Here is a 22,137-nt window from a genome sequence, read left to right as displayed (position 1 = left end):
CTCCCCCTGAATGGGAGCAGCACAGGCAAACTCTCTCTCTCGCCGACGTCCTACTACATAAGCTCCAGCATTCGCGCCGCAAGGCGCGAATTTTTTATGTGCCGGAGGCGCTCAATCGACTTTGCGCGCAGGTGCCTTGAGAATGGTCAGGCCGATCAGCCGCGACACCACCACGGCGATGTACATCACGCCCGCGAACTGCTCCAGCATCACCAGCGCTCGCGCCTGCGGCAGGATAGGCACCACGTCACTCAGACCGACCCCGGACAGCAGGCTGAAGCTCAGGAACAGCAGTTCCATCCAGCTGCGCGCCGACGTGGGATCCACCGCGGCCGTGAAGCTGCCCGGATACCACTGCTGGCAGACCGAGAAAGAGAACGCGAACGCCCACGCCAGCAGCGTGAACGTGGCGCCGGCGGCATACAGCTCGTCGCTGGTGACGGAGTGGTCCTGCAGCATGTACGCGATCAGGCTGCCTGCGGTGTAGAAATACAGTCCGCTCTCCAGCAAGTGCGCATAGACGCCCAGCGACGGCAGGTCGAAGACCGCCGCGGATACCGACAGCAGTACGGAGGGTATCGCCAGCGACCAGGCGATCCAGTTCACCGCCGTACTGCGATTGACGACCCACAGCGCCAGCGCCAGCACCAGGATGCCGAAGGCGCCGAACAGGGCGCGGCCCGCCTGGGTGTCCTCCATCACCGGATACAGCAGGATGCCCGCCAGCTGCACGATCAGCAGGAACGCACAGGGATGGCGACGCGCCGTGACCAGCCATCGCAGCCACGCCAGGGGCATCGTCATGAAGCGACCTTCATTTGAAGTGGTAGACCAGCGCGTAGTAGACCACGTAGATCCACGACAACACGCCATGGATCACCACCCACAGCAAGGACTTGTTCGCGCTCCACGAAATGGTGATAGCCAGCGCGGTGCCAAAGCCGATGCCGGCCTTCGCAAGGCTGCTGCCACTGCCCTTCATGGCGTGGCCGCCGGCGTGCCGCTGCCCGCACGGTACGGATAACGCAGGAAGATCTCCGCCACCGCGCCATCGATGCGTGCGCCGCGCTCTTCCGGTTTGGTGCGGCCGACGCGGCCTACCGCGACACCTGTCCAGACCAGGCGGTTCTGCTTCGCATCCACCAGGTCCACGTTCAACGTACCTTCGGTGTACTTGTACACGTCGGTCCGGTCACGCCAGTACGGCACGGAGACATAGCGACGGGCGCGGTAGCTGTAGTAGTAGTCGTAGTCGACTTCGGGCGTGCTCACGACGTCCGTCTTTTCTTGCATGTAGGCATTGAGGTTCACCCACAGGTCCGGCGACTTCTCGTCGTACACGTAACCGCGCGACTCCATCTGCCGGCGCGCGGCGTCCTTGGTGCGCCCGCTGGTCAGCGTGGCGTAGCCCTGCCCCTCGATCGCAAGCGGCGAATAGAAGGCGAAGGTGCGGTACTGGCCGAAGTTGGCCGACGGGTCCACGTCGCTGGTGACGCGCGGGCCGGTGGCGCAGGCGGCCAGGAGGAGAGCGCTGGCCACCATCATCCAGCGGCCGGTCGTGCGGGCGAATCCGAGCATGTTCATTCTCCTGTCGGGGACGCCGCCATGATGGCGGACGTCCCGTGAACACTACGCGTGAGAGCACCGCGCGGATGCACGCCGCCGGGCCTGTTCAGCCCTGACGATACACCTGGGCGCCCTGGGCCAGGAACTCCGCCGACTTCTCGGCCATGCCGGCCTCCAGCGCTGCCTGCTCCTCCACGCCATGCTCGGCCGCGTAGTCGCGCACGTCCTGGGTGATCTTCATCGAGCAGAAGTGCGGACCGCACATCGAACAGAAGTGCGCGAGCTTGTGCGCGTCCTTCGGCAGCGTCTCATCGTGGAATTCCTTCGCCTTCTCTGAATCGAGCCCCAGGTGGAACTGGTCTTCCCAGCGGAACTCGAAGCGCGCCTTGCTCAACGCGTTGTCGCGTACCTGGGCACCCGGATGACCCTTGGCCAGATCGGCCGCGTGCGCCGCAATCTTGTACGCCATGATGCCATCGCGCACGTCCTGGCGGTTCGGCAGGCCGAGGTGCTCCTTCGGCGTGACGTAGCAGAGCATCGCGGTGCCGTACCAGCCGATCATCGCTGCACCGATGGCACTGGTGATGTGGTCGTAGCCCGGCGCGATGTCGGTGGTCAGCGGCCCGAGCGTGTAGAACGGCGCCTCGCCGCACTCGCGCAGCTGCTTGTCCATGTTCTCCTTGATCAGCTGCATCGGCACGTGGCCGGGCCCTTCGATCATGCACTGCACGTCGTGCTTCCACGCGATCTTGGTCAGCTCGCCCAGCGCTTCCAGTTCACCGAACTGCGCCGCGTCGTTGGCGTCGGCGATGCAGCCCGGTCGCAGGCCGTCGCCCAGCGAGAAGGCCACGTCGTAGGCCTTCATGATTTCGCAGATGTCCTCGAAGTGCGTGTAGAGGAAGTTCTCCTTGTGGTGCGCCAGGCACCACTTGGCCATGATCGAACCGCCACGCGAGACGATGCCGGTCACGCGCTTTGCCGTCAGCGGCACGTGGCGCAGCAGCACGCCGGCGTGGATGGTGAAGTAGTCGACGCCCTGCTCGGCCTGTTCGATCAGCGTGTCGCGGAAGATCTCCCAGGTCAGCGCTTCGGCGCGACCGTCAACCTTTTCCAGCGCCTGGTAGATCGGCACCGTGCCGATCGGTACCGGCGAGTTGCGGATGATCCACTCGCGCGTCTCGTGGATGTGTTTGCCGGTGGACAGGTCCATCACCGTGTCGCCACCCCAGCGGATCGACCAGACCAGCTTCTCGACTTCTTCGGCGATGCCCGACGACACCGCGCTGTTGCCGATGTTGGCGTTGATCTTGGTCAGGAAGTTGCGGCCGATGATCATCGGCTCGCTTTCCGGATGGTTGATGTTGTTCGGCAGGATGGCGCGACCGCGCGCGATCTCGTCGCGCACGAACTCCGGCGTGATGACCTTCTGGATGCTGGCGCCGAAGCTTTCGCCCGGGTGCTGCGCCAGCAGGTGCGCTTCGCGGACGGCGTCGAGACGCTGGTTCTCGCGGATGGCGACGTACTCCATCTCCGGCGTGACGATGCCGCGGCGGGCGTAGTGCATCTGGCTGACGTTGGCGCCGGCCTTGGCGCGACGCGGCAGCACGCGGCTGGGGAAGCGCACCGCATCCAGTTTCGGGTCGTGCTCGCGCTTGCGGCCGAAATCGGAGCTCAGGCCTTCCAGTTGTTCGGTATCGCCACGCTCCTCGATCCACTTCGTGCGCAGCGCGGCCAGGCCGGCGGCCAGATCGATGCGGGCATCGGGATCGGTGTAGGGACCGGAGGTGTCATAGACGGTGACCGGCGGATTCTCTTCGCCACCGAAGATGGTCGGCGTCTGCGTCAGCGCGATCTCGCGCATCGGTACCTGCAGGTCGGGACGCGATCCCTGCACGAAGATCTTGCGCGAGCCCGGGATCGGCCGCGTGACGGATTCGGAGAGTTGCCCGGTTTGTTGCAGCAGGTCGGCGGCGGGCTTCGGAATGGCATTCATCGGCTTCGTCCTTCTTGAATCCCCGCACAGGGAGATTCGCATGGTGGGATGCGAGGGTTCGCATCACGGACGAAGCGGCGGCGCGGCGGCGGACGGACTGCGGGCACGGGGCACGGCAATACGGCGCATCCTGCGAAGCTTCCCTACGCCGGTCTCAACCGGATCAGGTTCGAAGGGTCTGTCTCAATCGCCGGCCCGGCCGGCGATACCCCCGCTTCGGGGCGAATTAGACCACAAACCCCGGGCCGGCAAGGTCACTCCAGCGTATAGCCCACGCGGAATCCGCCCCAGTGGCGGTCGCCGACGAAGACGGGCACCGACAGGTCGAACATGATCTGCCCGGTGTCGCGCCGATAGACCTGCAGCCGGTACGGGTCGGTATGCGCGCCCACACTGCGGCCGACGCGGTCGGCGAAGATGCGCTTGGTGCGGTTCCCCACCAGATCCCGGGCGCGGTCGCCCGTCAGCGGCTGGGTGAAGCGCAGGTTGTGCGTGGGCACGTAGCCGTCCGGATTCGCGCAGATGGCGAACACGATCCAGGGATGGCGCGCGGTCACCGGTTCCTGCAAGGACGGCAGCAGCTCGTCGCAGAGCGCGTCGAACGGGGTGGTGAACTTGGCTGGCTCGATGCCCGGCATCGGCGTGTAATCGCGCGAGAACAGGGCGTCCTCATCGATGCGCCCCTGCTCCAGTGCGTCCGCCAGGGCATCGCCGATACGCAACGATGCCGCCTGGGCCAAGTCGCGGACGCGCGCGTGCCGACGATGTCCCAGCGGATCGGCCGGCAGCCTGAACAGGCCGACGCAGTCTCGCAACGTGTCCGTGCCCTGCGCCAGCGCCGTGCCGCGCGCCGCCACCTGGTCCGCGTGCTCGAGATTGCTGCGACTGAGGGCGGCGACGCGATCCACGGCGGCATCGATCGCGATGACTTCCTGATCCTGCGCGGAGACGCGCTCGACCACGGATTCCATCGCCTGGCTGGCGCGTGCCAGCAGGTCGCCGATGCCGACCAGCACCTGTCCGGTCGCTTCGGCGGAGGCCGCGCTTTCGGTCAGCGCGCGACCGCTCTCGTCGAGGATCACGCGCACATCGCGTGCCGCCGTCGCCGCCTGTTCGGCAAGACGGCGGATCTCGGTGGCGACGACGGCGAAGCCACGCCCTGCCGGACCCGCACGCGCGGCTTCGATACTGGCGTTGATCGACAGGATGTTGGTCTGGAAGGCGACAGCATCGATGACCTCGATGACCTCGCCGGCACGCGCGGAACGGCGTTCGACTTCGCGCATCGCATCGCCCAGCTGACGCGCGGCCGCCACGCCCTGGCGGGCGCTGGCGTCAGCGCTGGCAGCGACACTGATGACGGCCTGCAGTTCCTCGCCCGCGCCCTTCAGACCCTGCAACAGGCGACGGGCGGCGTCGAGCACGGTGTCGAGCGCCGTGACCTGTGCCTGCGACTGGGTGAGCAGTTCGTCGTTGTCGCCGACCAGGTGCGGCACTTCGGCCGCGACCTGCACCGACAGCGCGACGGCTTGCCGGATCGCCTCGGCCAGGTTGCCGAAGCCGGCGGCGATCTGCCGCGACAGTGGATGCCCCGCCTGCGCATCAGGCAACGCCAGATCAAGATCGCAGCCACCGAGCAGGCCGCCGATACGCTCCAGCAGGGCGCGCTCGGTCGCGGCATCCGTCAGGCGTTGCGCGACGTCGCGCAGCACCGGGGTGACGGCGGCAGGGGTTTCACCCTGCGCGAGGCGGGCGGCATCGCGCAGCAGCGCGGCGGTTTCCGGATGCGGCAACGACAGCAGCCAACCTTCACCGTCGCGGTCGGCCTGGTAGCGGATGCGGCGTGCGGGATCGTTGCCGGGCGCGCACCAGCTGCCTTCTTCGTCATTCAACACTGCGGCAGGGAGGCCCCACAGCTGCTCGCACGGCTGGCCCAGCAATGCGTCGGGCGATTGCGCCAGCAGGTCCCAGGCGGCGCGATTGGCTGCGACGACGCGCGCAGACGCATCCAGCCGCACCAATCCCACGGGCGCGTCCGGCAGGACGTCCCCTGTCGCCACGCTGTCGGCGTGCCTGTCTTCGATCGCTGCCATAACCCCTCCTCCGTCTATCGGTAGCGGCCGGAGAAGATGTGAGTTGAGGGGCCTGTTCAGGCAGGACCGGGGTCAGTCCCTTGGCAGTGCGACCTCTGACAGCCGCGCGACATCGGCCGGAACGAAGACGGTCGCGTCACCGAACTCGGGCCAGCCCGCGCGCAGGGCCGCCATCACGGACGGATCCTCCCGGTGCGCCTCCAGCAGCCATGCGGCGATGGCCTGGCACGGCACCTCGGTCGTCGCGCGACACAGCAGCGGGCCGGGCGGGATCGGATCGGAACGCCACAGCACGTTGACGTCGTCCGGGCGCGCGGCGGCGTAGACGTCACCCGCCAGCGCCGCCACGTCGGCATGGCCTTCGACGACGGCCTGCAAGGCCGCGGCGTGGGAGCCGGCGTAGGCGACGGACGCGAACGCCTTTTCCGGATCCAGTCCCTGGCTGCGCAGGTACTGCGTCGGCACGAAACCGCCCGACGCGGAATCGCGTCCGACCAGGGCCAGCCGCAGCTGGCCGGCCTGCGTCTTCAGCGCTGCAAGCGACGCGACATCGCGCGCCACGATCACCGTGCGATAACGGTCCGCTTGCGCCGCAGGTACCTGGGGCACCGGCAGCGTGGTGGCCTGCGGCACGTCGCGACGCGCCTGCAGATAGCCATGGAGATTGGGCACCGCGACATCGACCTGGCCCGCCTGCACCGGATGCCGGCCGCGCTTTGCGAGATAGTCCGCCAACGGCTGGATCGCCGCTGCACGGTCGCGCTCGGGATAGGCGTACGTGGCGACAACCCAGGGCTTGCGCACCTCCTCCTTCGCTGACGTCGGGAGGACGGTGAGTGCGAGCAGCAGGGCGAGAACAGAGCGGAAGCGCATCCGCGTATCAGACGGCATCCAGCAGCGCCTTGTCACGCACCGCGCCCTTGTCTGCGCTGGTGGCGAGCAAGGCGTACGCCTTCAACGCGGTGCTGACCTTGCGTGCACGCGGCTGTGCAGGCTTCCAGCCTTTCGCATCCTGCGCGGCACGACGCGATGCCAACTCGTCGTCGGACACCAGCAGGCTGATGGACCGCTGTGGGATGTCGATGCGGATGCGATCGCCTTCCTGCACCAATCCGATTGCGCCACCCGCCGCCGCTTCCGGCGATGCGTGGCCGATGGACAACCCGGAGGTCCCACCCGAGAAACGCCCGTCCGTCAGCAGCGCGCACTGCTTGCCGAGGCCCTTCGACTTCAGATAACTGGTCGGGTACAGCATCTCCTGCATGCCCGGCCCGCCCTTCGGACCTTCGTAGCGGATGACCACCACGTCGCCCGCCTTCACTTCGTCGCCGAGGATGCCGGCCACCGCCGCATCCTGGCTTTCGTAGACGCGGGCATTGCCTTCGAACACATGGATCGACTCGTCGACGCCCGCCGTCTTCACCACGCAACCATCGACGGCGATGTTGCCGTACAGCACCGCCAAGCCGCCTTCCTGCGAGAAGGCATGCTCCACGCTGCGGATGCAGCCCTCGGCACGGTCGGTATCCAGCGACGGCCAGCGCGTGGCCTGGCTGAAGGCGACCTGGGTCGGGATGCCGGCCGGTCCGGCTTTGTAGAACGTCTGTACCGCTTCGTCCTCGACGGTGGTGACGTCCCACTTCGCGATGGCCTCGCCCAGCGTCTTCGCGTGCACGGTGGCGACATCGGTATGCAGCAAACCGCCGCGCGCCAGTTCGCCGAGGATCGCCATGATGCCTCCCGCGCGATGCACGTCTTCGATGTGGTACTTCTGCGTGTTCGGCGCCACCTTGCACAGCTGTGGCACGCGCCGCGACAGGCGGTCGATGTCGCGCATGTCGAACGGCACTTCGCCCTCCTGCGCCGCGGCGAGCAAGTGCAGGATGGTGTTGGTGGAACCGCCCATCGCGATGTCCAGCGTCATCGCGTTCTCGAACGCTTCGAACGTGGCGATGCCGCGCGGCAGCGCCGTCGCGTCCTCGCCGCCGTACCAGCGATGGCACAGCTCCACCGCCACCACCCCGGCGCGTTTGAACAGCTGTTCGCGGTCGGCATGCGTGGCCACCACCGTGCCGTTGCCCGGCAGCGACAGGCCGAGCGCCTCGGTCAGGCAGTTCATCGAGTTGGCGGTGAACATGCCGCTGCAGGAGCCGCAGGTCGGGCACGCGCTGCGTTCGACGGCGGCGACTTGTTCGTCGCTGGCATTCGGATCGGCTGCCATCACCATCGCATCGATCAGGTCGAGCTTGTGGTCGGCCAGGCGCGTCTTGCCGGCTTCCATCGGGCCACCCGACACGAACACCGCCGGAATGTTGAGCCGCATCGCGGCCATGAGCATGCCGGGCGTGATCTTGTCGCAATTGGAGATGCACACCAGCGCGTCGGCGCAGTGCGCGTTGACCATGTACTCGACCGAGTCGGCGATGATTTCGCGCGAGGGCAGCGAATACAGCATGCCGTCATGGCCCATCGCGATGCCGTCATCGACGGCAATGGTGTCGAACTCCTTGGCCACGCCGCCGACGCGCTCGATCTCGCGTGCGACCAGCTGGCCGAGGTCCTTCAGATGCACATGGCCCGGCACGAACTGGGTGAACGAGTTGGCGATGGCGATGATGGGCTTGTGGAAGTCCTCGTCCTTCATGCCGGTGGCGCGCCACAGCGCGCGGGCACCCGCCATGTTGCGGCCGTGGGTGGAGGTCTTGGAACGGTACTCGGGCATGAAAACCAGCGGTGCTGCGACGACGTGGGAAGCCTTGATTCTGCTGGCTTTTCACGGTTTCAGTTGCAACCATATCGAGTGAAATCATCCAATCGTCGAAAAGCTTGTCGAATCGCTTGACACGCTTCCGAGCGGCATGTTTTTCTTGCCGCATGTTGCAACGCCACACGCCCACGACGACCGACCCGACCGCACGCATCGCGGCGCCCGTCCTCGTACTCGTCCTTATTACCTCGCCCACAACTGCGGGACGGACAGGCGTGTAAGCAACAAGCAACGCCAGATTCGCAAAACCCCGCACTGAGAAGTGCGGGGTTTTTTGTTTAAGAGCCTTTCCTTCCACCTCAATCCTCAGGAATTCCGCCCCATGACCACCGCCAACGCTCTCCCGCAACCCAAGATCGCCGTCGTCGGCTACGGCAGCCAGGGCCGCGCGCATGCGCTGAACCTGCGCGACTCCGGTTTCGACGTCACCGTCGGCCTGCGCCCGGGCGGCCCGACCGAGGCGAAGGCGCAGGCCGACGGCTTCGTCGTCAAAGCGGTGGCCGATGCGGTGAAGGACGCCGACCTGGTCGCCGTGCTGACCCCGGACATGGTGCAGAAGAAGCTCTACGCCGACGTGCTGGCCCCGAACATGAAGCAAGGCGCCGTACTGCTGTTCGCCCACGGCTTGAACGTGCACTTCGGCATGATCGAACCGCGCGCCGACCTGGACGTGGTGCTGGTCGCGCCGAAGGGCCCGGGCGCACTGGTGCGTCGTGAGTACGAGATCGGTCGTGGCGTGCCCTGCATCTACGCCGTGCACCAGGACAAGAGCGGCAAGGCCGAGCAGTTCGCGCTGGCCTACGCCGGCGGCCTGGGCGGCGCCCGCGCCAACATCATCAAGACCACCTTCAAGGAAGAGACCGAGACCGACCTGTTCGGCGAGCAGGCCGTGCTGTGCGGCGGCGCTTCGTCGCTGGTGCAGGCCGGTTTCGAGACGCTGGTCGAAGCGGGTTACCAGCCGGAAATCGCCTACTACGAAGTGCTGCACGAGCTGAAGCTGATCGTCGACCTGTTCTACGAAGGCGGCATCACCCGCATGCTGGAGTTCATCTCCGAGACGGCGCAGTACGGCGACTTCGTCAGCGGCCCGCGCGTCATCGACGCCTCGGTCAAGGCGCGCATGAAGGACGTGCTGACCGACATCCAGAACGGCACCTTCACCCGCAACTGGCAGGCGGAGTACGACGCCGGCCTGCCGAACTACAAGAAGTTCCAGCAGGCCGACAAGGACCACCCGATCGAGAAGGTCGGCAAGGAACTGCGCGCCAAGATGGTCTGGCTGCAGGCCAACGCCCCGCAAACGAAGACAGACGAGCAGGCCGCCGCATGAACGCCGCCGCGGCCACTGCTCCACGCAATGGCGCCCGCTGGTTGACCCGTGCGCTGGAAGCCGAGGGCGTGGACACGCTGTTCGGTTACCCCGGCGGCACCATCATGCCGTTCTACGACGCGCTGGTGGACTCCAACCTGAAGCACATCCTGGTGCGCCACGAACAGGGTGCGGCGCTGGCCGCGAACGGCTACGCTCGTGCCAGCGGCAAGGTCGGCGTGTGTGTCGCCACCTCCGGCCCGGGCGCATCGAACCTGGTCACCGGCATCGCCGACGCGATGCTGGATTCGGTGCCGATGGTCTGCCTGACCGGCCAGGTCGCCACCACGCTGATGGGTACCGACGCGTTCCAGGAACTGGACGTGTTCGGCCTGACCCTGCCGATCGTGAAGCACAGCTTCGTCGCCCGGCGCGTGGACGATCTGCCGGAGATGGTCCGCGAGGCCTTCCGCATTGCGCGCGAAGGCCGCCCCGGTCCGGTGCTGATCGACCTGCCGAAGGACGTGCAGATGTCGGATGCCTCGCATCTGCCCGATCACGTGCCGGCCAGCGTCGATCCCGTGCCGGCACCGGAAGACGCGAAGCTCGCAGACGCACTGGCCGCCATCGCCGGCGCCGAGAAGCCGGTGATCTACGGCGGCGGCGGCATCGGCCTGGCCGATGCGGTGGACGCGTTCCGCCAGTTCGTCGATGCGACTAAGATCCCGACTGTGCTGACGCTGCGCGGCCTGGGTGCCCTGCCCGCCGGCCATCCGCATTACCTGGGCATGCTGGGCATGCACGGCACGCGGGCCGCGAACATGGCGGTGCAGGAATCCGACCTGCTGATCGTGGTGGGTGCACGGTTCGACGACCGCGCCACCGGCAAGCTGGCCGAGTTCGCCCCGTTCGCGCGTGTGCTGCACATCGACGCCGATGCCTACGAGATCAGCAAGCTGCGCAAGGCCGACATCGCGGTTCCCGGCGACGTCGCCGCCAGCCTGAAGGCACTGAACGCGGCACGCAGCACCTGCGACGAATGGCGCAAGCGCTGCGCGGGCAACCGTGAGCGCTTCGGTTTCCGTTACGACGCACCCGGCACCGACATCTACGCGCCCGGCCTGCTGAAGCGGCTGAGCGAGGTGGCGCCGGCCGATACGATCATCGCGTGCGACGTGGGTCAGCACCAGATGTGGGTGGCGCAGCACTGCAAGTTCACCCATCCCCGCAACCACCTGACCAGCGGCGCGCTGGGCACGATGGGCTTCGGCCTGCCGGCTGCGATGGGCGCGCAGTTCGCCTGCCCGGATCGCACCGTCGTCCTGGTCAACGGCGATGGCGGCTTCATGATGAACGTGCAGGAGCTGGCGACCATCGCCCGCTGCAAGCTGCCGGTGAAGATCGTGCTGATCGACAACAGCGCGCTGGGCATGGTGCGACAGTGGCAGGAACTGTTCTTCGCCGAGCGCTACAGCGAGATCGACCTGTCCGACAACCCGGACTTCGCCGCGCTGGCACGCGTGTTCGGCATTCCGGCCCGCCACATCAGCCTGCGCGACGAAGTCGAGGACGCGCTGGCCGACCTGCTGGCCCAGCCCGGCCCCGCCCTGCTGCACGTCACCATCGACATCAAGGCGAATGTCTGGCCGCTGGTGCCGCCGAACCATGCCAACAGTTCGATGCTGGATGCCAATCCCGCGAAACCATCCGCCGAGCCGGCCGTCGCGGCCGACGGCCCGGAGAAGAAGAATGCGCTACCGGCTTGAACTCAAGCTCAAACCTGCCGAGGGCGCCCTGGTCCGCGTGCTGGGCATGATCGAGCGCCGGGGCTTCCCACCCCATGCGGTGCATGCCACCCATGACAGTGAAGGCCACTGGGCGCTGGCGCTGGTGATCGACAGCACCCGCGCGCCGGAGACCCTGCGCCAGCAGCTGCTGAAGATCTACGATGTGGAGGAACTGTCCTTCAGCGCCGTGCAGGAGCTGAGCCGGGATAGCCGTCACCAGGACCGCGCCGCATGAAGGCCGCACCCGCCAACGCGGATGTTGCGGTACGGAGGCGTCTTCTTCGAGATCAGCCGTTCGCGTGCCGCGATGCCTGATGCCGGCCGCGCCTCCGCCAGCAACGAGCCCGACGTAGGCGACGTCGTCGTCACCGTGGCCGACGTGCTGGCGGCGCAGGCGCGTCTGCGCCGTTACCTGCCGCCGACCCCGATGCACCATGCCGAACGCTTCGGCGTGATGCTGAAGCTGGAAAACCTGCAGCGCACGGGTTCGTACAAGGTCCGCGGCGCGCTGAATGCCTTGCTGGCCGCGCGCGAGCGCGGCGACCACCGCCCGGTCATCGCCGCCTCGGCGGGCAACCATGCGCAAGGCCTGGCGTGGGCGGCCTACCGCCTGGGCGTGCAAGCCATCACGGTGATGCCGCATGGCGCACCGGAAACCAAGATCGCCGGCGTCGCCCACTGGGGCGCCACCGTGCGCCAGCACGGCAACAGCTACGACGAAGCGTTCGCCTTCGCGAAAGAGTTGGCCGAGCAGAACGGCTACCGCTTCCTGTCCGCGTTCGACGACCCGGACGTGATCGCCGGCCAGGGCACGGTCGGCATCGAGATCGCACCGCATGCGCCTGACGTGGTGATCGTGCCGATCGGCGGTGGCGGCCTGGCGTCCGGTGTCGCGCTGGCGCTGAAGTCGCAGGGCGTGCGCGTGGTCGGCGCACAGGTGGAAGGCGTGGATTCGATGATCCGCGCGATGAAGGGCGATATCTCGCCGGTCGATCCTGTCGCCTCACTGGCCGACGGCGTCCGCGTGAAAGTGCCCGGCTTCATCACCCGCCGCCTGTGCACGCAGCTGCTGGACGACGTGGTCACCGTGCGCGAAGCCGAGCTGCGCGAGACGCTGGTGCGTCTGGCGCTGGAAGAGAACCTGATCGCCGAGGGTGCCGGCGCACTGGCCCTGGCCGCCGGTCGCCGCGTGGCAGGCAAGCGCAAGTGCGCCGTGGTGTCTGGCGGTAACATTGACGCCACCGTCCTGGCGCAACTGCTGTCCGACGTGCGCCCCCGGCCGCCGCGCAAGCCGCGGCGACGCGCGCTGGAGGGCGAGCCCGCGCTTGCGGGCGGCCGCGCGACACCCCGCGCGGCCGCCCCGAAATCATCCCCTGCAAAAACCGGCGCGCGCCGCATTCCGGCCGCTGCCCTGGAAATTGAAGTACACGAGGAACCCATCTGGTGAATACGCCAATCCCGTCCGCCCCCGCGGAGATCCACATTTTCGACACCACGCTGCGCGACGGTGAACAGTCCCCCGGCTGCAGCATGACGCCGCAGCAGAAGCTGGTGATGGCCCGCGGCCTTGCCGACCTGGGTGTGGACATCATCGAGACCGGCTTCCCGGCCAGCTCGCAGTCCGACCGCGAGGCGCACGCGCTGATCGCCCGCGACCTGCGCGAGACCACGCTCGCAGTGCTGTCGCGCTGCCTGCCCGGCGACATCGAGACCTCGCTGCGCACCCTGTCCGCCTCAGCGAAGCCACGCCTCCACCTGTTCCTGTCCACCAGCCCGCTGCACCGCGAGCACAAGCTGCGCATGAGCCGCGAGCAGGTCCTGCAGTCCATCGACACGCATGTGCGCCTGGCGCGCGGCCATGTCGACGAGATCGAATTCTCGGCCGAAGACGCTACCCGTACCGAAGAAGACTTCCTGCACCAGGCCATCGCCACGGCCATCGCGGCCGGCGCCACCACCATCAACCTGCCGGATACCGTGGGTTTCACCACGCCCGAGGAGATCCGTGCCATGTTCCAGCGCGCGATCGCCAGCGTGCCGGGCGCCGACAAGGTGATCTTCAGTGCGCACTGCCACAACGACCTGGGCCTGGCCGTCGCCAATTCGCTGGCCGCCATCGAAGGGGGTGCCCGGCAGGTGGAAGGGTCGATCAACGGCATCGGTGAGCGCGCCGGCAATTGCGCCATCGAGGAACTGGTGATGGCGCTGAAGGTACGCAACGCCTTCTACAACCTGGACACACGCATCGATACCCGTCGCATCGTGCCCACCTCGCAACTGCTGTCGCGGCTGGTCGGCATGCCGGTCCAGCGCAACAAGGCCATCGTCGGCGCCAATGCGTTCGCCCACGAGTCCGGCATCCACCAGCACGGCATGCTGCGCCACCGTGGCACCTACGAGATCATGCAGCCGCAGGACGTGGGCTGGCCGTCTTCGCAGATGGTGCTGGGCCGCCACAGCGGGCGCGCCGCCGTCGAGCAGCGCCTGCGCGCGCTGGGTTACTGGCTGGAAGAGGAGGAGCTGAAGCTGGTGTTCGAACAGTTCAAGGCGCTGTGCGAGAAGCAGCGCGTGGTCGGCGACGCCGACCTGCAGGAACTGATGCAGGACGCCGCGGTGAGCGATGGCTACCGCCTGGCCTCGATGACCATCAGCGATGTCGGCAGCCGCGCGAACGCCTTGGTCGAACTGTCGGATCCGGACGGCAACCGCATCTCCGAGACCGCGCAAGGCAACGGCCCGGTCGACGCGCTGTTCAGTGCACTGGCCGCCGCCACCGGCGTGCAGCTGCAGTTGGAGAGCTACCAGGTGCACAGCGTCGGCATCGGCGCGGACGCGCGTGGCGAAGCCAGCCTGTCGGTGCGCTGCGATGGTGAGGAATACGAAGGCACCGGCACCAGCAAAGACATCATCGAGGCGAGCGCGCTGGCCTGGCTGGACGTCGCCAACCGGCTGCTGCGCCAGCGCCGCGTCGAACAACAGGAAGCGGCCGCCGCCTGAGGCGCGCGCCACTTCCCTCTCCCACGTAGCACCGGATTCCGCATGACCGCGCCACGCACCCTGTTCGACAAACTGTGGGACGCCCACGTCGTTGTCCCCGAGACCGACGCGGCGCCTGCCGTGCTGTACATCGACCTGCACCTGATCCATGAGGTCACCTCGCCGCAGGCCTTCTCCGAACTGAAGGCACGTGGGCTGTCGCCACGCCGCCCGGACCGTACCAAGGCGACGATGGACCACTCCACGCCGACCCTGCCTGCCGGTCCGGACGGCAAGCTGCCCTACTACACGCAGGCGGCGGAAACACAGGTCGATACGCTGGCGCGCAACTGCGCGGAGTACGGCATCGAACTGTTCGACATGGCGTCGCCTAACCGTGGCATCGTCCACGTCATCGCGCCGGAACAGGGCTTCACCCTGCCCGGCATGACCATCGTCTGCGGCGACAGCCACACCAGCACGCACGGCGCGTTCGGTTCGCTGGCCTTCGGCATCGGCACCAGCGAAGTCGGCCACGTGCTGGCCACGCAGTGCCTGCTGCAGCGCAAGCCGAAGACGATGGCGATCACCGTCGACGGCACCGTGGCCCCGGGCGTCGGCGCGAAGGACATCGTGTTGCACGTGATCGGCGTGATCGGCGTGAACGGCGGTACCGGCCACGTCATCGAGTTCCGTGGCAGCGCCATCGAAGCGCTGGACATGGAGCAGCGCATGACCCTGTGCAACATGTCGATCGAAGCCGGGGCGCGTGCCGGCATGGTGGCGCCGGACCAGACCACCTTCGACTGGGTCGCCAACACGCCGCGCGGCCCGAAGGGCGAAGCCTTCGACAGCGCCGTGGCCTACTGGAGCACGCTGTGCAGCGAGGACGGCGCCACGTTCGACACCGAGGTTCGCATCGATGCCGCCGACATCCGGCCGACACTGACCTGGGGCACGCATCCGGGTACCGCGATCGCGGTGGATGCGCTGATTCCCGACCCCGCTGACGCCGCCGCGCAGAAGGGCCTCGATTACATGCACCTGAGTGCCGGCCACACGCTAGAAGGCACGCCGGTCGACGTGGTGTTCGTCGGCTCCTGCACCAACGGTCGCCTGCGCGACATGCGCGAAGTGGCGCAAGTGCTGCGCGGTCGCAAGGTCGCCGACGGCGTGCGCATGCTGGTGGTGCCGGGCTCGGAGATCGTCAAGCGCGAGGCCGAAGCCGAAGGCATCGACCAGATCGTGCGTGACGCAGGCGCGGAGTGGCGTGAGCCGGGCTGCTCGATGTGCATCGCGATGAACGGCGACCTGGTGGCGCCGGGCCAGTTGGCGGTCAGCACCAGCAACCGCAACTTCGAAGGTCGCCAGGGCCCCGGCGCACGCACGCTGCTGGCCTCGCCGCTCACGGCGGCATGGGCGGCGGTGAACGGACGCGTCAGCGATCCGCGCGACCTGTTCGACACACAGAAGGCGGTGGCGTGATGGCCGGGTTCAACGAAGTGCGCTCGAAGAGCGTGGTGCTGGCGCAGACCAACATCGACACCGACCAGATCATCCCTGCGCGCTTCCTGTCGACGACCGAGCGCGCCGGCCTGGGCAAGAACGCATTCAACGACTGGCGCTGGCAAGCCGATGGTTCGCCGAACCCGACGTTCCCGTTCAATCAACCGGAGAACGCAGGCCGCAAGATCCTGCTGGCCGGGCGCAACTTCGGCTGCGGCTCCTCGCGCGAACACGCGCCGTGGGCGCTGACCGACCTGGGCCTGCGTGCCATCGTCAGCAGCGAGATCGCCGACATCTTCCGCAACAACAGCCTGAAGAACGGGCTGGTGCCTGTGGTACTGCCGGAAGCCACCGTGCAGACGCTGATGCAGCGACCGGATGACGAACTGGTCGTCGACGTCGCCGCCAAGGAACTGCGCACGCCCGGCGGCGACGCCTTCTCCTTCCCGCTCGATGCCTTCGCGCAGACCTGCCTGCTGCAGGGCGTCGACGAACTGGGCTACCTGCTGGCCCGCCATACCGACATCGAACGCTACGAGGCCACCCGCCATGCACGCTGACATCGCCATCCTGCCCGGGGACGGCATCGGTCCCGAAGTCACTGCCGCCGCCGTCACCGTGCTGCGCGCACTGGCGCGCCGTCACGGCCACACCTTCGACTTCCACGAGTACGACATCGGCGGCATCGCCATCGACCGGCATGGCGAACCGCTGCCGCAGGCCACGCTGCAAGGCTGCCAGCAGGCGAATGCGGTGTTGCTCGGTGCGGTCGGCGGTCCCAAGTGGTCGGACCCGAATGCGAAGGTGCGCCCGGAGCAGGGCCTGCTGGCGCTGCGCAAGGGCCTGGGCCTGTTCGCCAACCTGCGTCCGGTGCGCCCGCACCCGGCGGCGTTGAACGCCTCGCCGATCAAGCCGCACCTGCTGACCGGCGTGGACATCGTGGTGGTGCGCGAGCTCACTGGCGGCATCTACTTCGGCGAGAAGACGCGCGATGCACGCGGCGCCAGCGACCTGTGCAGCTACAGCGTCACCGAGATCGAACGCGTGGTGCGCAGTGCGTTCAAGCTGGCACGCCAGCGCCGCGGTTATCTGGTCTCGGTGGACAAGGCCAACGTGCTGGAAACCTCGCGCCTGTGGCGCGACGTCGCCACCCGCATCGGCCGCGAGGAGTTCCCCGACGTGAAGCTGGAGCACCAGCTGGTCGATTCGATGGCCATGCACCTGCTGGCCAAGCCGCGCGAATACGACGTCATCGTCACCGAGAACATGTTCGGCGACATCCTGACCGACGAAGCCTCGATGCTGGCCGGTTCGCTGGGCCTGCTGCCGTCCGCGTCGCTGGGCGACGGCAAGGTCGGCCTGTACGAACCCATCCACGGTTCGGCCCCGGACATCGCGGGCAAGGGCGTCGCGAACCCCTACGCGACCATCCTCAGCTGCTCGCTGCTGCTGCGCCACTCGCTGGGCCTGCACGAGGAGGCCGACTGCATCGAGCGTGCGGTCGACGGTGCGCTCAATGCGCAGGTCTTCACCAACGACCTGGCCACCGGCGGTCGCGGCGTGTCCACGCAGGCCGCCACGCAGGCCGTGCTGGAACAGATGCAGGCGCGCTGCTACGTGGCGGAACTGCGCGACTGAGTCGCGTGGCGGCGCCGCCACCGCAGCGCCGCCCGCAGTAACCACACCGCGAGCAGGGTGGCGAGGCACGAGGCCGCCGCTGCCTTCGCCAGACTGCTCCAGCTCGCGCCGTCCTGCCAGGCTTCGGCTTCGAGGCGCACGCGTAGCTGGCCATCCTGCAGGCGCAGTACGGCGACGTAGGATTGGACCTGCGGCTTTTCCGAGCGCGAACCGGCCCAGGCGAACAGCCCGACGACCAGCACCTTGTCGGGCGCCAGCGCCTCATAGGACAGGTCGCGCCACTCGAAGAACGCCGGCTTGCTCCAGCGATCGCGGTATCGGGGCAGCAGGGTGTTGTAAGAGGTGAAGCGCTTCATCGCCGGGCGTACTTCGTAGACGCCGTCGCGATCGTAGTACGCCGCGATCTCCGCCGGATCACCCCGCAGCAGGGCCGCCGCATAGCCCTCCATGAAACGTTCGGCCTGCGCGATGAGCGGAGCATCGTCCGAGGCCGCGGCGTTTTCCGCGCGCGTTGCCGCACCGTTCGGCGGAGGCGCCGCCGGCACCTGCGATGCCACCAGCATCAGGGAGGCCGTCGCCAGCCAGCAGATCCAGGTAGGTGCGGAACGCATGTTCGTCCTCCCGTTGTTTTCCCGTTGTCACCGGAAAGCGCGCTTCGCCCGCAGGCTACGGCGCGTCCACGCGATGCCGTGCAGGCACCAGGCTGCTGACGTCGATGTAGTGCAGCAGTGCGCCGATGAACACGATCACGCCGGCCATCTCCATGCCTTCCTCGATGCTGGCCAGCAGCGCATAGATGGGCGTGTGCTCCCCATGCCACTTGTCCTGGATGCCCTCGAACAGCTCGACACCAAGACTGCCACCGACGAAAAGCACCGCCGACAGGATGAACTGGGTGCGGATCGCCGTCGGCAACCGCAGGACGAATCCACCCAGGTAGACCATCAACCCGAGCACCAGCAGGAAGTAGGGGATGACCCACGCGTAGAAGATCACGCCGGGCACATCGCGACCCAGCAACTCGTGGCCGGGCGTGATGAAGAGCTCGTGCAGCATGGCGGACTCGTCCACCGCCAGGAAGAGAAACACCATCGACAGCAGCTTCCAGCGACCGACATCGCGTCCGCCCCTTGCCCGCTCGCCACTGGCGATCACCGCCAGCAGCAGGCCGGCCGACAGCAACAGCAGGGTCGAGAACAAGGTGGGGATGTTCGCTTCCTCGTTGACGTCGAACAGCCTCAACAGGCCGAGCAGATAGTCGTGGCCGGTGCGGTACCGGATGACCTGCAGGACGATGTTCACCACCAGAAGGCACGCCATGACCATGAACAGCCTGCCCACGATGAGGCGCCGCTGCCGCGTCAAGCTATGAACCCACTCCATTGCGCCCCCTGTGCGCCGCTCCAGGTCGGATGGCGTGCTTCAGATAACGACGGCAGCGGCGCGAACAGGACACGGCGCGGAGGCTGCCTCCGTATCCGCAGGATCAGGTGGAGACCAGGCGATTGCGTCCCTGCTGCTTGGCGCGGTAGAGCCGTTCATCCGCGACGCGCAGCAGGTCGCGCAGGTCTTGGCCGGCTTCCAGTTCCGCCATGCCGATGCTGACCGTGCACTGCAGCGTGTCGCCGTCCGGCGCGTCGATGCTGGCCTGCGCGATGCCTTCGCGCAGGGCTTCCAGGCGTGCGCGCGCAGTCGACCAGGGCAGTTGCTGGCAGACCAGGAATTCCTCGCCACCCCAGCGCGCGATCAGCACGTCGTCGCGGCCGCCCGCCAGCTGTTCCGCCAGTGCGGCGACCTGCGAAAGCACTTCGTCGCCGAAGGCGTGGCCGTACCGGTCGTTGACCGCCTTGAAGTGATCGATGTCCAGCAACGCGACCGACAGCGGACGCCCTTCGCGGCGACTGACCTCGAGCGCCTCCGCAAGGAAGGCATCGCCAGCGCGCCGGTTGGCCAATCGCGTCAACGGATCATGCCGCGCCTGGTAGGCCAGTTGTTCGAGCAGCTGCGCATTCGCTTCGCCTGCCTGCTCGAGCAGCCGGTTCTTGTCGCTCAGCTCCGACGTCCGCACGTCGACCAGCGCCTGCAGCCGCCGCTGGCGCAGGCGGTGGCGGCGCATCGCCAGCAACAGCACGCCCCAGCCGACCAGACCCAGCAGCAGGACATACGCCACCATCGCCCACGCACGCATCCACCAGGGTGACGCCTTGTCCAGTTCCACCGTGCGCGCGACCACGTCCTCCTGCTTGCTCCAGTCCGCGGGCGCGTTCATCGCCTGGACTTCGAAGCGGAGCTTGCCCGACGGAAGATTGGTGTACACCGCGTCGTGCGCGATGCTGTTGTCGGTTTCGATCCAGCCACGGTCGAAGCCGACCATGCGGTAGCGATACCTCAGCCGTTCGGAGGCACGCTGGTTCAGTCCGGTGAAACGGATGACGACGCGACGCGTGTCGGCCGCCAGCGTGTACCGGGTCTGCAGCGGCAGCACACGCCCATCAGCGTCAATGGCCTCGACCACCAGCGTTACGCCCTGGTTGCGCTGACGGCGTGCATCGTCGGGATCGATCACGCCAATCCCGTTCGCCGTCGCGAACCACAGCTTGCCGTCGCGCATCAGCCAGCCCGCCGGCGCGGACGCCCCATTGGCCTGGCTGCTCGGCAGGCCATCGGCATGGGTGAAAGCCTCCACGGGCAGGCGGGCCAGGTAGTGGTTCTCCACCGCCGTCAGCGCGGGTCGCGAGATACGGAACACGCCCCGGTTGCTGGACACCCAGAAGTCGCCGTTGTCGTCCTCGAGCAGGCGGAACAGGCGGTTGTTGGGCAGGCCCTGGCGATGGTCGAACTGCACGAAACGACCCTCGCTCCAGTGCAGCAGGCCGCGGTCGGAGGCGATCCACAGGCTGCCGTCGGGATCGGCAAGGAAATCGAAGGCCGCCACCGCGGGAAAGTCGGACATCGGCTTCCACGTCTGCAACGTACCGTCGCGGCGCATCATCGCCATGCCGTTGCCGGTGCCGATCCACAGCACGCCCTGCGCGGTTTCGTACAGCACGTACACATTGCCCGCCGGCAGGCCGTCTTCCACGCCGTAATGGCGTGCGATGCGGCCGTCGCGGTAGACAGTCACGCCTTCGTTGCTGCCGATCCACAGCGAACCGTCCGAGCGCTCCAGCAATGCGCGGACGTGGTTGGACGGCAGGCCGCCGGCTTCGTCGATGCGCCAGGGCCGTGCCTGCGTGCCTGCGGCCGGCAGATGGATCACGCCCTGGTCGTAGGTGCCGATCCACAGGCCGCCATCGCGCGCATTGGCCATCGACAGCACGGAGGGGTCGGTCTTGCCGTCGAACGCCAGCGGGACCGGGCGGCTCTGGCCGCCCTGCCACATGTCCACCCCCATCGGATGGCCCACCCACACGCCTTGTCCGGGCCGTTCGATGATGGTGCGCACATAGATGTCGCGCAGGCCGCTGCTGCGCCCCAGCCCGAACACCGGGCCGTCCGAGATCCGGTACAGACCGTTGGTAGTGCCCACCCACAGCAGGCCGTCGCGGTCCTCGAACAGCGACGGCGCCAGCCGCCCCATCAGCCCGTTGGGTTCACCGAGCGTCTCGTAGCGACCCTGCGCATAGCGACGCAGTCCGTCGAGCGTGGAGATCCACAGATTGCCGTTGCGGTCTTCCAGCATGGCTTCGGCGCGCTCGCCGGTGACCTGCTGCGGGCGATCGCGTTCCACCCGCCACACGCCCGCACCGCCGCCAACCAGGATGCCGCCCCAGCGCGACGCCTGGATGGCCAGCACCGAGGTGTCCGGCAGGCCGACCCGGCGCCCCCAGTCGGTGGCACGTCCGTTGTCGATGCGGAACAACCCGTGCCGGTTGCCCACTAGGGCTCGTCCGTCCGGCAACGGCAGGATCGCCAGTACGCGCTCATTGGCGAGGCGCTCATGGGTACTGCCGATGTCCTGCAGCCGTCCGGAGGGATCCATGCGGAACAGCGAATGATCGGTGCCGATCCAGAGCGCGCCGTCCGGCGCGAAACGCAGGACCGAGACATCGGGCAATGTCCCCGCCTGTCCGGGCAGCCGCTGCCAGCGACCCTGGTGGAAGCGGACCACGCCCGGCCCCACCCGACCCAGGCTGAGCACCATGCCACCCTGCGGATGCGGCGTGATCGCGCGTACGCCCTCGATCTCGAGTCCGGGGACGGTGCCGGCGTCGTAGGCGGTGAAGCGTCGGCCATCGAAGCGCGCCGCGCCCTCCCAGGTGCCGGCCCAGACGTAACCGTCGGCGTCCTGGCTGATGGTGTGCACCAGGTTGTGCGGCAACCCGTCTTCCATCGTCCAGCGGGCAATCGTGTACTCGTCGACCTTGCGCGCAGGGTCCAGCGCCCAGGCGGGCGCGCCGACCAGCAGGACCAGCAGACACAGGCCGTTGAGGAACAGGCGGCGCACGGCGGGCACGGGGTCCGGAGGCTTCGACCCCCTCAGTATCGGCCCTGTCAGGGGG

General features: G+C 67.7%; 18 protein-coding genes and 1 riboswitch. Of the genes, 8 read left to right on the top strand and 10 right to left on the bottom strand.

What is annotated here, in order from left to right; all coding sequences use genetic code 11:
- Positions 1 to 111 precede the first annotated feature (111 nt).
- The 7 genes from IB225_RS09370 to ilvD form a co-directional block, all read right to left on the bottom strand.
- A complete protein-coding gene (locus IB225_RS09370; RefSeq protein WP_192311844.1) occupies positions 112 to 798 on the bottom strand; it encodes an ion channel in 687 nt (228 codons plus the stop codon).
- Between the two features lie 16 nt (positions 799 to 814).
- Positions 815 to 982 carry a hypothetical protein gene (locus IB225_RS09365; RefSeq protein ID WP_192311005.1) on the bottom strand — a complete coding sequence of 56 codons (168 nt, stop codon included), beginning with the start codon at positions 980 to 982 and terminating at the stop codon, positions 815 to 817.
- On the bottom strand, positions 979 to 1,578 hold the full coding sequence (locus IB225_RS09360) for a DUF4136 domain-containing protein (protein WP_225583667.1): 600 nt from the start codon (positions 1,576 to 1,578) through the stop codon (positions 979 to 981). The genes IB225_RS09365 and IB225_RS09360 overlap by 4 nt, the downstream gene beginning before the upstream one ends.
- Before the next feature lie 94 nt (positions 1,579 to 1,672).
- Positions 1,673 to 3,559, bottom strand: a complete 1,887-nt coding sequence (thiC, locus tag IB225_RS09355) for a phosphomethylpyrimidine synthase ThiC (protein WP_192311004.1) — start codon at positions 3,557 to 3,559, stop codon at positions 1,673 to 1,675.
- Between the two features lie 122 nt (positions 3,560 to 3,681).
- Positions 3,682 to 3,782, bottom strand: a riboswitch (TPP riboswitch).
- 31 nt (positions 3,783 to 3,813) lie between these two features.
- The gene (locus IB225_RS09350) at positions 3,814 to 5,652 is read right to left on the bottom strand and encodes a methyl-accepting chemotaxis protein (RefSeq protein WP_192311003.1); all 1,839 of its coding nucleotides are present in this window, start codon (positions 5,650 to 5,652) and stop codon (positions 3,814 to 3,816) included.
- A gap of 72 nt (positions 5,653 to 5,724) precedes the next feature.
- Positions 5,725 to 6,525: a PhnD/SsuA/transferrin family substrate-binding protein gene (locus IB225_RS09345; protein ID WP_192311002.1), complete on the bottom strand. Its 801-nt coding sequence runs from the start codon at positions 6,523 to 6,525 to the stop codon at positions 5,725 to 5,727.
- Positions 6,526 to 6,532: 7 nt separating this feature from the next.
- Positions 6,533 to 8,374: a dihydroxy-acid dehydratase gene (gene ilvD / locus IB225_RS09340; RefSeq protein WP_192311001.1), complete on the bottom strand. Its 1,842-nt coding sequence runs from the start codon at positions 8,372 to 8,374 to the stop codon at positions 6,533 to 6,535.
- A 367-nt stretch (positions 8,375 to 8,741) separates the two neighbouring features.
- On the opposite strand from ilvD, the gene ilvC reads away from it, so the two are divergent.
- The 8 genes from ilvC to leuB all read left to right on the top strand — a co-directional run bounded on the left by ilvC (position 8,742) and on the right by leuB (position 17,635).
- Positions 8,742 to 9,749, top strand: coding sequence for a ketol-acid reductoisomerase (gene ilvC / locus IB225_RS09335; protein ID WP_192311000.1), 1,008 nt, complete (start codon positions 8,742 to 8,744; stop codon positions 9,747 to 9,749).
- Positions 9,746 to 11,494: an acetolactate synthase 2 catalytic subunit gene (ilvG, locus tag IB225_RS09330; protein WP_192310999.1), complete on the top strand. Its 1,749-nt coding sequence runs from the start codon at positions 9,746 to 9,748 to the stop codon at positions 11,492 to 11,494. The genes ilvC and ilvG overlap by 4 nt, the downstream gene beginning before the upstream one ends.
- Positions 11,478 to 11,750 carry an ACT domain-containing protein gene (locus IB225_RS09325; protein WP_192270800.1) on the top strand — a complete coding sequence of 91 codons (273 nt, stop codon included), beginning with the start codon at positions 11,478 to 11,480 and terminating at the stop codon, positions 11,748 to 11,750. The genes ilvG and IB225_RS09325 overlap by 17 nt, the downstream gene beginning before the upstream one ends.
- Before the next feature lie 72 nt (positions 11,751 to 11,822).
- Positions 11,823 to 12,962: a threonine dehydratase gene (locus IB225_RS09320; protein WP_192311842.1), complete on the top strand. Its 1,140-nt coding sequence runs from the start codon at positions 11,823 to 11,825 to the stop codon at positions 12,960 to 12,962.
- Positions 12,959 to 14,512: a 2-isopropylmalate synthase gene (locus tag IB225_RS09315; RefSeq protein ID WP_192310998.1), complete on the top strand. Its 1,554-nt coding sequence runs from the start codon at positions 12,959 to 12,961 to the stop codon at positions 14,510 to 14,512. The genes IB225_RS09320 and IB225_RS09315 overlap by 4 nt, the downstream gene beginning before the upstream one ends.
- Positions 14,513 to 14,554: 42 nt before the next feature.
- Positions 14,555 to 15,976 carry a 3-isopropylmalate dehydratase large subunit gene (gene leuC, locus IB225_RS09310; RefSeq protein ID WP_192310997.1) on the top strand — a complete coding sequence of 474 codons (1,422 nt, stop codon included), beginning with the start codon at positions 14,555 to 14,557 and terminating at the stop codon, positions 15,974 to 15,976.
- Positions 15,976 to 16,557, top strand: a complete 582-nt coding sequence (leuD, locus tag IB225_RS09305) for a 3-isopropylmalate dehydratase small subunit (RefSeq protein ID WP_192310996.1) — start codon at positions 15,976 to 15,978, stop codon at positions 16,555 to 16,557. Before leuC ends, leuD begins: the two co-directional genes overlap by 1 nt.
- Positions 16,547 to 17,635 (top strand): 3-isopropylmalate dehydrogenase, encoded by a 1,089-nt coding sequence (gene leuB, locus IB225_RS09300; protein ID WP_192310995.1) that lies wholly within the window; start codon positions 16,547 to 16,549, stop codon positions 17,633 to 17,635. Before leuD ends, leuB begins: the two co-directional genes overlap by 11 nt.
- Here leuB and IB225_RS09295 read toward each other — a convergent pair.
- From IB225_RS09295 to IB225_RS09285, 3 genes are all read right to left on the bottom strand, one after another.
- Positions 17,611 to 18,246 carry a nuclear transport factor 2 family protein gene (locus tag IB225_RS09295; protein ID WP_192310994.1) on the bottom strand — a complete coding sequence of 212 codons (636 nt, stop codon included), beginning with the start codon at positions 18,244 to 18,246 and terminating at the stop codon, positions 17,611 to 17,613. The two genes, leuB and IB225_RS09295, sit on opposite strands and share 25 nt — an antisense overlap.
- Before the next feature lie 55 nt (positions 18,247 to 18,301).
- Positions 18,302 to 18,955 carry a multidrug transporter gene (locus IB225_RS09290; RefSeq protein ID WP_192310993.1) on the bottom strand — a complete coding sequence of 218 codons (654 nt, stop codon included), beginning with the start codon at positions 18,953 to 18,955 and terminating at the stop codon, positions 18,302 to 18,304.
- Between the two features lie 166 nt (positions 18,956 to 19,121).
- Positions 19,122 to 22,082 (bottom strand): ligand-binding sensor domain-containing diguanylate cyclase, encoded by a 2,961-nt coding sequence (locus IB225_RS09285; RefSeq protein ID WP_192310992.1) that lies wholly within the window; start codon positions 22,080 to 22,082, stop codon positions 19,122 to 19,124.
- Between the last annotated feature and the right edge of the window lie 55 nt (positions 22,083 to 22,137).

Source organism: Pseudoxanthomonas sp. PXM02 (assembly GCF_014851805.1).
Classification (GTDB): domain Bacteria; phylum Pseudomonadota; class Gammaproteobacteria; order Xanthomonadales; family Xanthomonadaceae; genus Pseudoxanthomonas_A.
Note: the sequence above shows the minus strand (reverse complement) of the source record. Positions and strands in the feature narration are given on the sequence as shown.